This window comes from Endozoicomonas numazuensis (assembly GCF_000722635.1).
Classification (GTDB): domain Bacteria; phylum Pseudomonadota; class Gammaproteobacteria; order Pseudomonadales; family Endozoicomonadaceae; genus Endozoicomonas_A; species Endozoicomonas_A numazuensis.
Map to the genome: position 1 here is coordinate 396,370 of NZ_JOKH01000003.1, position 13,127 is coordinate 409,496.

Sequence of the window (13,127 nt, forward strand, 5' to 3'; positions counted from 1 at the left end):
CACTTTGCCAGCCCTGCTGACCAATTCACAATCTGTTGTGAACTATTTCCTCTGCTAGATGGTCTGATTATTCATTGAATGACTGACTCTTGGCTAATTAATAGGAATTTTTCGAATGATTCATAGCCACTCTGAAGACTACCGGACCTCTTCGCCCTCAGGCAATAATGAAGGCACTTCCAGCGATGCAGAAGATCTTGAAAAGGTTTCTGCCCAGTTCTCTATGATGGAGGTAACCGAAGCACAAGAAACAGAAGTACGTTCCAAAAAGGATTACGACCGCTTTGGTAAACCCATTAAGAAGCTGACGCAAATGTCGGTCAGGGCCGAAAAAGAAAGACTGTGTCGCCTGATCGATCAATTTAATGAAAAACCGGATGACGCACAGGAAGGGGAACTGCTGGCCTGCCTGCATCAGATGTACGGCAAAGGTTTAACTCATTGTCATTTCAGTGATACACCACTGCATCCAGTCGCTGAAGCTACCAATGTCAGTGACCATGATCAGACTCTTCTCATAGCTATCCGGGAGCAGAAAAGCACCAGTCATAAAAAAAGATCTCTGGCGATTGCCCGCATGACCTGCTGGCTGGTCAAAGACAGGGCCAGACTCGATGTGCTGAAGCATTTCAGTCAGTATCTTTGTGGTGAAGATCTGGCCTACATAGCTCGCCACTCACGCCCTGTCATCGCCAGCTATATTCTGGAAAATAAACTGCCTCTGATGAGTGCTGAAGCCATCAGCTCGATTGCCAACGCTCATCCTGATCTGGTCGCTCAATTTGTAATGGACCGGCACTGTCTTACCCATGAGAGTGAGTGGCCTCAACTGTTCAAGCTATGCCAGCAATGTCCACATCTGGCTGAAGCCGTGTTTAACAATAACCTGTCACTGACTTATCTGGGCTATCGACACCGTGCCGCGTTAGCCCTTGCCTCGACTGAAAAGGCTGAAATACTTCAGGCTGAACTGGTCAGCGAAATATTCAATCACGTGGGAGAGCCCTGTTCTTACGATGAACAAGCTGCATGGCGGCTGTTAATGTGTCATCAATCACTGGCCCTGGAATGGCTGGCAGGCATAAGGGACTTAATGACCGAAGATCTTCATCCGATCATGATGGCGGAAATCCTGTCCCGCTACCCCGACTTAAGAAAAACAGAGGGGATGGATTTGCAGAAGATTCTGGGAGACCAGGATGCTGCCTCTCTGCTGCTGACCCGAAGTCTGATTTCATTCATTGACATTGCTCAGGACTATATCCGCACAAAAATGACGCCAGAGCAAAAGCTGGAGCTGCTGAATCATTACCCCAACCTGGGTATGTTGATTCTGCCCATGGGACAAAAGCTGGATCAGGCAGGCTTCAGCGACCTGATGGACTGCTATACCAGCACAGCCGGCAGTGTTCTGTGCAGCTTTTTTCTTAGAAACCTGGGTCCCAATGCACAAAAGGAATTAATGACGGAACTGGCCAACCCTGCTGCTCTGGCATTAATGCGTGAACATCAAAGGCAGTGGCAATTCAACCAGAACAGTAAGCCGTACCCGGAAGCCTTTCAACTACTGCAAAGCCCAGCTTTAATGAACAGGCTGAGTAAGGAGACCAGCGAGCAGCTCCAAACAGCCTATCCCAGCCTGATTGCACTCAGAATGCTATTAAGCATCCATCAGCCTGCACTGACTGTTCCTAATCACCTGATCATTGAAGCCAGTTCCAGAAGCCAGACATTGGCATTTGAAGTCATGAAGCACCCGGATTTTAATGATTATGAAAAAATGCAAGCAGCCGAGTATTTCCAAGACACCTTAATGGCTCTGTTAGAAAAGCCGGAATCTTTTCTGAAGTCACCACAAGAGCTCATATCAGATATTCATTTTCTCGGCACTATGCTTGTGTCACCACACCAGAAACGAGCGGCGATTCTGGCGCTTCAAAAAGGCTTTCTGAACTCTGCAGAGAGTACTCTGCTCTACAGTTTGTGTCATCAGCACCCTTTGTTTGCCGATGCTCTTCAGAACCAGCCAGAGCTTTTGTCAAAGATGTCACTGGAAGTGCTGTTTAATCTCTGTATGAAAAACCCGGCTTTTCACTTTCGTATGTCAAACGAGGAGAATCTGGCAGAAATATGGGGGAACATCGTCGCTTTCTGCCAAGAACAGCCAGAAGTATTAGAGTCTCTCAATAGCCCTTACTTTCCAGTACCTGATCATTCTGTTGAACAACATACCGCCACTTGCGACACGGTTGAAATGGAAAAATTTCTGAGACAAACAGAACAACTGCAAACAAGAACCGCTCATTTGGAAAAGGTCAAACCAGAGTTTTTCCGATTACCACAAGATATAATGACCGCTATTCACTCGGATCGAGTGAAAGCCAGCGGCGTCTGTAGCGGATTTTGCCTGGATTATGCTCGCTGGCAGGTCTTGCACCCTGAAAAACACCCTACGGATTATATGGAAAAAGCTGAGAAATACTACCTCTCGGATCAAGGGTGGATGCATCATAAGAGCCTGCCCGAGCGGCTGGATTTCCTGCAAAGGCAACACAAGCAATTTGTCACTGAGGGCGAAGAGGTTAGCTACAACCATCAGGGCGCTACTTTTATAAACACGGATCGTTTGCAAGAGCTGCTGAGAGAACACAAAATTCTTTATATTTCCCAGGAACAGCACAGTTGCATCGTTCAGCTATGGGATGTTCCCAATACCGGAGGTGCCCAGCAACTGGTGGTTTATGATCCCAACGAAGGGATCTGCTGCTTTATTGGTTGCACGACAGATGCTCTCTGGAGTCGAGAGATTCACAGTCAACTCGATGAAGCATTAAAAAATGGACTTTTGAAATACGGCAGTGAAGTCTGCATCAAAGCCCATATCGTTGACATTGAAGCTGTTGCTACGCAGCACACAACCCCTGTCCAATACCGAGGTATTAACCATCAAGAGGATGCAGAAGAAAGGATGGAATGAAGTCCGGTCTGAATAAAGACCTGTTGATTTCATCAAACAACGGATTTACTCAGAATCATGGATGACACCGTTTCACCCTTAACCGTTTCATCCATGACTTTAACGATACGGTTAAAGCCTTGCCTGACCCAAAAATGAAGAGCGGCCTGATTACGGGTGTAGACCTCCAGCCATAACTCCTGAATCTCAGGATTTGAACGAACCTGCTGTTCAATAGATTCTAAAGTGTGCCTGCCCAACTGTTTCCCTTGAAACTCCGGAGAAATTGAGAGCATTGAAATCCAGCAGACCCCTTTTCTAGCCTGATGATAGTTGCAATGGAAATAGCCCACAGCCCGATTATCCGGATCCATTATTTTTCTCAAAAAGAAATCATCTTTTTGGTGTTCAGCGTAAATCGACTGATAAACCTCCATGGACCACACGCCAAAAGAAGGATCGTGTTCGCTTACCGAAGCGTTCTGCTCAAAAATCGTTTTCATCAAAGGGATTTCATGTTCAGAGAACGTACTGACTTTGATGTTTTCATTGTTCCACTGTTTTTTCATACTTCCGACTCGGGATTTGTCTCGATATAAACTCGCGATTAAAACATAAGCTCCGTTCACCCTGAGCCTGTCGAAGGGTGGTTGCTAGGGATTTGATCAAATAAGGAAATTATTTCCGGACTATTCCCTACCTTCTCTCCGTCATATCATACAACTGTTGCCACTCTTCTCTGAGCACGCCCAGCTTGATTGAATCGTAATAAGTGCCCTTAAAGTACCTGACACGTCGAAGCCTGCCTTCAATCTTGAAGCCAATGCTTTCTCCACAGGCAATCATCCCTGGATTTCCGGACCAGGTGGTCATACCCATTCGAGCAATGTCACAGGTATCAAAAAGATGGGATATCCAGGCAACTAATGCCTGTTTGCCAATCCCCTTCCCCCATTGGCGACTGTCATAAAGAGCAATTCCTGCCTCCAGCCAGCGGGTATTTTCATCCACCCAGTAACAGGAGACGGTTCCTACCGGTTGAGAACGATACTCTATGACTTTTTTGTTCCGGCCTTCTAACAAGTCCTGAAAAAGTCCTTGTTCAAAGCTGTCTCTGGTGGGCGTTTGATAAGGAAAGTAAGGGGCATTGAACTCAGTCCAACGTTCATCGGCAGTCACCAGATCATAGAGCCGGTCGCTTTCATCGGGCAGGGCTTTTCTTAAAACAATATCCTTGTAATCTATTCCACTCATTCAGATTCACAGTTCGTTATTTTTCTTCGCTTATACAACATTTTTACGAGCGATCACCGAGAACGTATGCCAGTGTTTCTCGGGACCTCTGGCCGTCGGTCCACGTCGGTTTCGCTCGGAAAATTCCAGTATTTCAAAACCATCAAACAGAGCTTTGACCTCCTGCTCGCTTAATGGAGTCAGAATATGACGCTTGTCTTCCAGCCACTCATCTTCAGGACCCAGGAAATCACCACAGAAGACACCTCCAATCGGAATGGCCGCCCTTATTTTCTGCCAGATAATCGGGAATGATTCCGGGTGGGCAAAAAACAAACTGGCATTCGCTACCACTAATCCCGCATCGGGATAGGTAAATGATTCAAAATCGGTGCAATGAATCGTAACAGCAGATTCATCAGCAAAGCGTTTACTACAAAACTCCACTGATTCCTGATTAATATCAAAAGCAACAACGGAATAACTCTGGCTGAGCAGATAGGCTGTATCACTGCCCGTTCCGCAACCGCAGTCTAATGCAACAAGAGATCCGGATTGGTTTTGAGCAACGGCTGCCTCGGTTCTCTGTTTATGAGGATAGGCAGCCACCTTTTGATAGTACTCACTCCATGTTTTCTTTTTTTGTTGATCCATTTTTATACACCCTGAATCTACTCGGATGGTTATTTTTTATTTCGAAACCGGCATGACTCCACTGACCATAAAGATCAAGGCCATGGGCAGTAAGAACCCACCTTGATTAGAAGTTTTATACGAGGTTGTATAGGGCTCGGGCGGCAAAGTCACTGGGGTGGGTTTTTCCTGTTTTTGCCAACCGCCGGTCTTGTCCATTTTATAGAGCCTTAACAGGTCGGCTTTTTCACGACCCCTAACTCGTGAATTCTCTGCCGCCATTGGATGTTCTGGAAGTACGCAGTGTATTCTTGAGCTGCTCGGCGCCACGAAGAAATTCGAGAATGCCTTCCAGTTTATGATCCATAAATACTCCGGGAAAAGTTAAACCGCTTTTTTAACCATCAGGTGAGAGTCGTAGTCATAGCCCAGCTTTTTGTATAAGCCCTGGGCTCGGTCATTAAAGCTGCTGACATTCAAGCCAATGTCCGTCGCGCCCTGTTCTGAAAAATAAGTCTCAATGGTGCTCATCAGCTCAGTGGCCGCTTCACTGCCCCGGTATTCAGGCAACACAACCAGCTCATTGATAAAGCCCACCGTTTTTGGCCATGTAGTGATGGAGTTCATCTCCTTGATCTGACCGGAAACCATACCTGCCAGCTTTTGATCGACATGGGCCAGAAACACGACAAACTTCCCGGAACGATAGTGATCAAATATATTCCGCTTTACCCGCTCATTGTGCATAGCTTCAGGTGTTCGATATTCTTCCGGGCGGCTCTCGTGATGAAAACGATCCAGTTCATACATCAGTTCAGGCAGAAGGTCTATGTCCTCTTCAGAGGCTTGTCTGATTACCAGATTACTCATTGACTTCACCTATCCAGCACACTCTTGTTTTTCTGAAAATATTGTCTACTTTTTCCGGCTCGTAGGGTGAATCCAGGGTCCCTATGGCAATAGACACCCATTCAGCATAATCAGGGCTGCCTCCCCATTCCAAACTGGAGCCGCATTGTCCGCAGAACTTTCTTTCGATGGTGCCTGATGAGTTATAACTTTTCAGAGAGCCCTCTCCCTGCACATACTCCAGATCTTCTTTTTTAACACTGGCATAAGTGGCGAAAGCAGCACCATGCTGCTTCTGGCACATAGAGCAATGACAATGAGTGACTTTTTTGGGCTCGGACAAAATCTGATATTGCACTGATCCGCAAAGACAGCTTCCTTTGTACATATTCAGCTCCTGTATTGATAGCGCTCAGACTTAGGAATAGACCGGAAATAACTTCCTTATTTGACCAAACCCCGCTCGGGCTGAGCCTGTCGAAGCCCAATACCACTACCCTTCGATAAGCTCAGGGTGAACGGCATCCGAATGTAAATCTGGAAGTTATTTCGAGATAAATCCTAAATACCCTTAATCAACTGAATAGAGGGCGTGTCTTCTCCCCAAAGCTCGTCAAAATCTTCCAGAGGCGTAAATCCATGCTTCATATAGAATTCATAGGTCTTCTGGTAATCAACATTCTTGGCCCGTGGACTGAGCGTTTTGACCTGGATGAATTTAGCACCTTTCTCCTTCAGCTCATCTTCAACCCTTTTGTAGAGCTCTCCACCAATACCAGCCCGGTGATACTCTTTTCTAACAGCCAGGACATGCAGTTCAGCCACTTTCGGGAAATGAAAGTTCACCGCATAAAAGCCTATCAACTGGTCATTATGCCAGGCCGTAGAGGTCTCCATTTTATTGATATCTTCGATATAATGCTGAATAGAATCTTCCCGGCCAAACCATTCCGGAACCGTTCTGAGTACAGATTCGCACTCTTTTCCGAGACCCAGGACTCCACGTTGATAGGTGACTTCTGATGTCATAAATACTTCCTTTTTTAATTCTTATTTTTCTGGCTCCCATGCTCCAGAGTGGAAACCTATGCCACTTCGCAGGATGCTTAGTATGCATTCCACGAAGGATCGTGGGAACGAGTAGAAACGCTATTTCCAACCCTGTTGATGATTCGCTATCAAGAATTATTGCCCCAGTCTTCGTCGCAGTATTGCTTAACTTTGACATCAGGACCCAGCACAATACTGTGGCAGAGGTTTTTCGCATAAGGCCCTTCCCAGATTTCATCCAGAGGGCGGGACTGAAGACTGGTCAGCAATGTTTTAATAAAAGCGCCGTGAGAGACCACCAGTACTTTCTGGTCCTGATGCTGACTGATAATTTGCTTGATCACCGAAACAGAGCGGTTTTCTAATTGATGAAATGATTCAGCGCCCTCTCCTCTGAATAGACTTGGCTGTTTCCAGAAATGGAAATGATCCTGTGCGTACTCTTTTTCTACCTCCTTATAGGTCATACCTTCCCAAGTTCCCATAGATATCTCTTTCAGCTCATCAAGCTGTTGGACAGGTATCTGCCGATCTCCAAGAAGCAATTGAGCAGTATCATAGGCCCTTGCACTGGAAGAGCTGTAAACCGCATCAAACTCGATGGATTCAATCTTGCTTCTGGCGGCAATGGCCTGAGACTTTCCAAGCTCGGTTAAAGGTGAGTCCTGAGAGCCCTGCATCCGCCCTTCAAGATTCCACTCCGTCTCTCCATGTCTGAATATATGCAGTTCTGCCATAAAAACCTCCTTTTTATTTTGGAATTTCTTCCTGATTCGCAGCAGGTAAAAGTTCATTCAATCCTGAAAGGAATCTTCTTTTCCAACATCGTTCAGCTTGATTAAATTTCAGTCTGGCAACCAGACAATAGAATCACTCCTAACATTGTGTCAGGTACTCTTTAATGTCTGAGATTCCTTTGGCTTTTCTGGCTCCAATGCTTCATAGGGTTTTGTGACATCCTCTGAAGCATTGGAATCTATGTCACTTCACAGCAGCGCTTAGTATGCATTCCCATGAGGATCGTGGGAACGAGGAATAGATTGAAGAAGCATTCCTTTAGGAAAACGCTTCTTATCCCACTATCAGCTTGCCAATAATGGCTTCACCAAAAACAAGCATAAAGCTTGAAACACTATAAATAACAGCGCAAGCGAGAAGGTTTCGGAACCTTCTGAGAATCTGAAATAACAACAGAACAATGAAGGGACCAAACAGAGAAATGGCTTTAATAGCAACCTTGCCAGACTCTTCCTGAGTCTGAATATGGATGCTCATGTAAGCACTCACCAGAAACATGGCAACTGCCGTGAAGTATACCGCTTGTTTATGCTCTGAAAGATTTTTTAGCATAGTTATTTATTCTTTTAGTTTTGGCTTACATGCTTGGCACAGTTGAAAAATCAGGGCAAGGTATTCCCATAAGGGAATGTAGGAGCGATGTCGAAGAGCAGGTGCTTCAAGAAAAAACAGTTGAGAAACCAGAGGGCCAGCTATCAGCCCTCTGTTCGGCCAACTTACTTACCCCCAATACTCAGACGGGAGAAACGAATCACCGGCGCATAGAAGTTTCTGGACTGGGACGTTTCCAGTACAGACCCCATAGCGTCTATCTCGTTCAGCATCTTGTAGAAGTTGCCTGCTACTGTGATACCACGAACGGGCTGTACACGCTTGCCATCACGGCATAAGAAACCAGACGCACCGAAAGAAAAGTCACCACTGATGGCATCAGCTCCTGAGTGAACACCTGCCAAATCAACCAGCTCCAGGTATTCTCCACCTGTTACTTCAGCATGACTTGAACTGCCCACGGCTATGACTTTATGCCTTGGGGCAACATCCAGACTGCTCTTTGCACCACGAGAGGCACTGGCCGTATTCTCCGCTTCCAAAGATTTTGCTGTATGGCTGTTATGCAACAAGGTTTGCAGTTGACCTTTTTCAATCAACTGATTGTCCCTGGCCGCATAACCTTCGCTGTCAAAGGCGCAGATATTCATACCACCTTCGACGTAAGCTTTATCCGTAATGCTGAACAATGGGCTGGCTACTTGCTGACCCAGCTTTTCCCGCCATGGATTGACACCTTTCATGGCACCCACACCAGAGAAGCAGAGTCCAAAAGCACCCAACAGGCTGCTCAGGGCATCAACCTCAAAGATCACACTGTAGCTACCTGTCGCTACAGGCTCACCTTCCAGCAGATCATTCGCCAGATCATAGCCATGATCGATACAGAACTGAGGCTTGAGCTCACTGAAACTTCGACCACAGGAAGAAGCACCATCCATTGACTGTTTGCCATCCTTTTCCAGCAGGGTGTAGGCATAGCAACTAAAAGAGCGCTCTTTATGCTCACAGAAACTGCCCTGAGTGTTGGCAATCAACAACTGGCTTTCTGACTCGCCATAGCCGTTATAGGGAGAACTGGGTTCAAAAGGTTTATTCACCACACCCTGTTCCAGGCTGAGAGCCAGAGCAATTTTTTCATCAACGGATACACTATCCGGCTGATGAATTTCATCCATATCCGTTGAAATTTTGCTATTCAGACAACTGATCTGCTGATGCTCATCGACCTTGGCAAACCGGGCACTTTCCAGAGCATTTTTTATCATCAGATCCAGACTGGCGGGCTCCAATGATTCTGAGTAACTGGTCGCTACTCTCTGATCCTTGATCACACGGACACCGATGACCTGGCCTGAAGTCACCTTGTATTCGTCCAGTTCTCCCTTGTTGGCTTTCAGGGAAAAACTGTTGCTGCCACTGGCAATCACATCGGCTTCAGCCCCTTGACCCTGGACTGAATTCAGCACGTGTTCGATGGCTTTCTGCAATTTGGCTTGTTCGCTCATCAGTTACCACCTCCTACTGTGATTTTGTCCACTTTGAGAGCAGCCTGCCCAACGGTTGTAGGTACAGAACCACTGACAGAACCACACATGCCCGCAGCAAAGTCCAAATCAGCACCAATCATACTGATCTCTTTCAGTACTTTTGGCCCCGTACTGATCAGAGTGGCGGTTTTCAGAGGTTTACTGATCTTTCCGTTTTCAATCAGGTAAGCTTCCTGCACGGCAAAGTTGAATTCACCGGTACCCGGCTGGACCGATCCGCCCCCCATTTTCTTGGCATAGACACCCCGCTCAATGCTGGACACCATATCCTCCAGTGAACTATTGCCTGCCTCGATAAAGGTATTTCTCATACGGGAAGCCGGAGCGTATTTGTAGCTTTCACGACGACCTGAGCCCGTTCTTTCAAAGCCCGTTTTCAAGGCGCCCATTTTGTCGGCCATGAAGTTGGTAAGAACACCGTCTTTGATCAGCTGGGTCTTGCGGGTTTCCATCCCTTCATCATCAATATTGATGGAGCCCCATTTATTGTCCAGGGTACCGTCATCCACAGCACTGACCACCGGATTCGCAATCACCTCACCCATCTGGTCGTGGAATACAGAGGCCTGTTTGGCAACTGACGTTGTTTCCAATAGATGACCACAGGCTTCGTGGAAGATAACCCCGCCAAAACCATTCCCAATGACCACCGGCATTTCACCGGAAGGACAGGCGTCAGCATTCAGCTTTACCAAAGCCTGTCGGGCTACTTGCTGGCCCAGTGCTTCGGCATCCAACTGTTCATTGAGCTCCCAACCGGTAAGAGCGCCAGGAGCCTCAAAGCCAGTAGCTTGTTCATTACCTTCCTGTGCCACAGCGTTTCCGGCAAAACGAGTGTAATGACGGGTGTCGTGTGTATGAAGGCCTTCAGAGTTAAAAATTTCTACCCGTTGTTCACGCTGCAGAACACTGCCCATGTACTGGACAATCTTGTCGCTTTCCTTTCTTGCCGCAGCATCGGCCTTGCGCAGAAAAGCAATTTTGGCGTCCAGATTGGCACTCTGGCTCAGAGCCTGCATACAGGGGTGATGATCCTGGAATTTATTGAGGTTCAGGGCTCCGGCCTGGGCGATCTGGTCTCTCTGATCCTTGGCCGCCAACAGCGCAGTCACTCGCTTCAGTTCCTGCTCATCAGAACTGTTGGTATAGCCATAGAGGATTTTATGGCCGAAAAAAAGACGGATTCCAATACCAAAGTCGATACCCGAGTTCACCTTGTCCACTTCACCAGATACCAGCTGCACAGAACTGTTCTGGTGGTGTTCAACAAATAACTCGGCAAAGTCAGCCCCCATAAACAGGGCGTGGTCAATAACTGCTTTTGCAGTAGCAGAATTCAGCATTATTGCTCCTTGTCTGGTTGGTACCCATTTTTTGGATGTTACTCTCAGGGTTTCAATCGATACCCACCCGTGCTTTTGGCACAGACTGCAGTACCTATATCGATGATCATTGACCCATGTTCGGTGGTTTAATGTCTACGACAGAGCGGCAATATTGATACCATAATCGATACGCCCGTCACTTGTCATGCGTACACAGAGAGAACCATCAAGACGGCCAGAAGGAAGTTTGGCTGGAATCTTGATGGCAGAAGGAGTGAGAGGTTGGACTACGGTTATTAGATTCTGCCCCTGGATTCAATCTTAACCAGCTCATTCCCTTTGAACTCCAGACGATAGTAGCTACTGGAGATTTTATAAACCCACTCTTCCAGACCCAGCACCTTAATGCGTTTACCCCGCCTTTCTTCATCGATATAACCAGTGGATTCACGGTACTCAGGCTGTCCACATTTGGAAGAGACCTCATATTTCAAGTCTCCCTTCTGCACCAGGTGAGTCCCACAGCGCATGGCATGGGAAGTAGCAGGCAGTGCCAGTGCTAATGAGAGGACAAGTGAAGGGGCAATTTTATTCACTGGTTTTCTCAACATAATATGGATTGTTTTTAGATTCCTGATACAACGAGTGGTGCCCTTCTTGAGGCATAAAACTGCCCCTGAAAAACACCTTCTGACTTCCTTATCCTGATGACGATGAGCATACCACTACCAGCTTAAGCCTCACAGGGCTATCCATTGTGAATCCAGAGACTTACCCTGATTTGTACACTCCCTGACAACCGGCAATGTCCAGACTGTTCTACTAGTATGGAGGCATTGTTCAACCCATTTTGTTCAATCCATTCTGATAAATCTAATGAAGCAACAATCCAGGCCAACACTCTGGCACGCCTACTCAGCTCTTGGAGGGGCACCTCTAAAAGTCACTCACAGTCAGGGGGTTCGTTTAACTCTCATTGATGGCCGCGAGCTCTTGGATGGCAACATGGGATGGTGGGCCATGCTGCATGGATACCATCATCCTTACATCGAACAGAAAATGCATGACCAGCTGGCGACACGGCCCCACGCTCCCATGTTTTCTGAGCTGGTTCACGAACCTGCTGAGCGACTGGCTGATAGATTAACCAAGATTGCGCCTGGCAATATGAAAGCCGTATTTTTCTCTGAATCTGGTTCCAGTGCAGTCGAAGTGGCTATGAAAATGGCGCTTCAGTATTGGAGATCTTCAGGAAAGCCCCAAAAAATCACTTTGCCACTCTCCGTAATGGCTTCCATGGCGATACATTTGGCAGTATGTCGTTATGTGGAAGTGAACACTCTCTCTTTTCTGAATACCAGGGGATTGTTAAACCCGCTTTTCAGCTGGATCCTCCTCCTTTAGGCATTAACCGCCCTTTCCAAAAAGAAGACCTGGCTTCAAGCGAACAGCTCCTGGAGAAACATCATCATGAAATTGCAGCTCTGTTTGTAGAACCTCTGGTACAAGGCTATACAGGTTTGAAAATGTATTCACCGGAACACCTGGCAGCCCTTCATGACTTATGCAAAAATTACGACATTCTCTTTGTTGCCGATGAGGTGGCAGCAGGTTTTGTCAAAACCGGCTCCATGTTCGCCTGTGATCAAGCCCAAATCAGTCCTGATCTGATGTGCCTCGCTAAATCTCTCACAGGTGGCATGATGAGTATGGGCGCCACCCTGGCCTCATCCCGGGTTTTGGACGTTCTCGGAGATCAGCCCTTCATGCATGGGGCTACCTACATGGCCACAGTTCTGGGCTGCGCAGCGGGCAATGCCAATCTGGACCTGCTGGAAACCGGGCAATGGCAGGCCGACGTCGCACGTATAGCTCACAAGTTAAAGACGGGATTGGCAGAGTACTCTGATATTCCTGGTGTAACTCTCTGCCAAAGCATGGGCTTGTTGGCCGCAGTATCGGTTGAGCAGGAAATTGATGCCGCCAGATTCAGGCAATACAGTATCACTCAGGGAGTCACAATACGTTGCATTGGCAAAACCGCTTATCTTGCAATACCTCTCAACACTACTTCAGAAGATATTGAGTTTTTAACTCACTGCTTCAAAGACTGTTTAAAGACAGTGGCCATTTAAATGGCATTATCGAGAACCGTATGAAGAATATCGACTCTCTGATTTC

The 13,127-nt window shown here is 47.0% G+C and carries 12 protein-coding genes and 1 pseudogene; 2 read left to right on the forward strand and 11 right to left on the reverse strand.

The genetic code is table 11. The features are described 5' to 3' along the window. Positions 1-115: 115 nt before the first annotated feature. A complete protein-coding gene (locus GZ78_RS14560; RefSeq protein WP_034837430.1) occupies positions 116-2,977 on the forward strand; it encodes a hypothetical protein in 2,862 nt (953 codons plus the stop codon). A gap of 32 nt (positions 2,978-3,009) precedes the next feature. On the opposite strand, the gene GZ78_RS14565 is transcribed toward GZ78_RS14560, so the two are convergent. The 11 genes from GZ78_RS14565 to GZ78_RS14620 form a co-directional block, all read right to left on the reverse strand. Beyond that, complete coding sequence (locus GZ78_RS14565) at positions 3,010-3,525, reverse strand: GNAT family N-acetyltransferase (protein WP_034837433.1); 516 nt, start codon at positions 3,523-3,525, stop codon at positions 3,010-3,012. Positions 3,526-3,652: 127 nt separating this feature from the next. Next, a complete protein-coding gene (locus GZ78_RS14570) occupies positions 3,653-4,210 on the reverse strand; it encodes a GNAT family N-acetyltransferase (RefSeq protein WP_034837437.1) in 558 nt (185 codons plus the stop codon). A gap of 30 nt (positions 4,211-4,240) precedes the next feature. Further along, positions 4,241-4,843: a class I SAM-dependent methyltransferase gene (locus GZ78_RS14575; protein WP_034837440.1), complete on the reverse strand. Its 603-nt coding sequence runs from the start codon at positions 4,841-4,843 to the stop codon at positions 4,241-4,243. Positions 4,844-5,206: 363 nt separating this feature from the next. Then, the gene (locus GZ78_RS14585; RefSeq protein ID WP_034837445.1) at positions 5,207-5,692 is read right to left on the reverse strand and encodes a GNAT family N-acetyltransferase; all 486 of its coding nucleotides are present in this window, start codon (positions 5,690-5,692) and stop codon (positions 5,207-5,209) included. Beyond that, positions 5,685-6,059, reverse strand: coding sequence for a GFA family protein (locus GZ78_RS14590; RefSeq protein ID WP_034837447.1), 375 nt, complete (start codon positions 6,057-6,059; stop codon positions 5,685-5,687). The genes GZ78_RS14585 and GZ78_RS14590 overlap by 8 nt, the downstream gene beginning before the upstream one ends. Positions 6,060-6,232: 173 nt before the next feature. Next, complete coding sequence (locus GZ78_RS14595) at positions 6,233-6,700, reverse strand: GNAT family N-acetyltransferase (protein ID WP_051786197.1); 468 nt, start codon at positions 6,698-6,700, stop codon at positions 6,233-6,235. 149 nt (positions 6,701-6,849) lie between these two features. Then, positions 6,850-7,458 (reverse strand): histidine phosphatase family protein, encoded by a 609-nt coding sequence (locus tag GZ78_RS14600; protein WP_161787395.1) that lies wholly within the window; start codon positions 7,456-7,458, stop codon positions 6,850-6,852. Positions 7,459-7,792: 334 nt separating this feature from the next. After that, positions 7,793-8,071, reverse strand: a complete 279-nt coding sequence (locus GZ78_RS14605; protein WP_034837450.1) for a hypothetical protein — start codon at positions 8,069-8,071, stop codon at positions 7,793-7,795. Positions 8,072-8,235: 164 nt separating this feature from the next. Next, a complete protein-coding gene (locus GZ78_RS14610; RefSeq protein ID WP_034837453.1) occupies positions 8,236-9,579 on the reverse strand; it encodes a TldD/PmbA family protein in 1,344 nt (447 codons plus the stop codon). Next, the gene (locus GZ78_RS14615; protein WP_034837455.1) at positions 9,579-10,964 is read right to left on the reverse strand and encodes a TldD/PmbA family protein; all 1,386 of its coding nucleotides are present in this window, start codon (positions 10,962-10,964) and stop codon (positions 9,579-9,581) included. The genes GZ78_RS14610 and GZ78_RS14615 overlap by 1 nt, the downstream gene beginning before the upstream one ends. Before the next feature lie 278 nt (positions 10,965-11,242). Then, positions 11,243-11,542, reverse strand: a complete 300-nt coding sequence (locus GZ78_RS14620) for a DUF2845 domain-containing protein (protein ID WP_161787396.1) — start codon at positions 11,540-11,542, stop codon at positions 11,243-11,245. Positions 11,543-11,822: 280 nt separating this feature from the next. Between GZ78_RS14620 and bioA the strand changes: the two are divergent. Further along, positions 11,823-13,081, forward strand: a pseudogene (bioA, locus tag GZ78_RS29845) (adenosylmethionine--8-amino-7-oxononanoate transaminase). Positions 13,082-13,127 lie beyond the last annotated feature (46 nt).

Bases quoted from the DNA above. Each gene is read 5' to 3' on its own strand.
- GZ78_RS14590 (WP_034837447.1), bottom strand. From the start codon at position 6,059: ATGTACAAAGGAAGCTGTCTTTGCGGATCAGTGCAATATCAGATTTTG.
- GZ78_RS14595 (WP_051786197.1), bottom strand. From the start codon at position 6,700: ATGACATCAGAAGTCACCTATCAACGTGGAGTCCTGGGTCTCGGAAAA.
- GZ78_RS14600 (WP_161787395.1), bottom strand. From the start codon at position 7,458: ATGGCAGAACTGCATATATTCAGACATGGAGAGACGGAGTGGAATCTT.
- GZ78_RS14575 (WP_034837440.1), bottom strand. From the start codon at position 4,843: ATGGATCAACAAAAAAAGAAAACATGGAGTGAGTACTATCAAAAGGTG.
- GZ78_RS14565 (WP_034837433.1), bottom strand. From the start codon at position 3,525: ATGAAAAAACAGTGGAACAATGAAAACATCAAAGTCAGTACGTTCTCT.
- GZ78_RS14610 (WP_034837453.1), bottom strand. From the start codon at position 9,579: ATGAGCGAACAAGCCAAATTGCAGAAAGCCATCGAACACGTGCTGAAT.
- GZ78_RS14570 (WP_034837437.1), bottom strand. From the start codon at position 4,210: ATGAGTGGAATAGATTACAAGGATATTGTTTTAAGAAAAGCCCTGCCC.
- GZ78_RS14605 (WP_034837450.1), bottom strand. From the start codon at position 8,071: ATGCTAAAAAATCTTTCAGAGCATAAACAAGCGGTATACTTCACGGCA.
- GZ78_RS14560 (WP_034837430.1), top strand. From the start codon at position 116: ATGATTCATAGCCACTCTGAAGACTACCGGACCTCTTCGCCCTCAGGC.
- GZ78_RS14615 (WP_034837455.1), bottom strand. From the start codon at position 10,964: ATGCTGAATTCTGCTACTGCAAAAGCAGTTATTGACCACGCCCTGTTT.
- GZ78_RS14585 (WP_034837445.1), bottom strand. From the start codon at position 5,692: ATGAGTAATCTGGTAATCAGACAAGCCTCTGAAGAGGACATAGACCTT.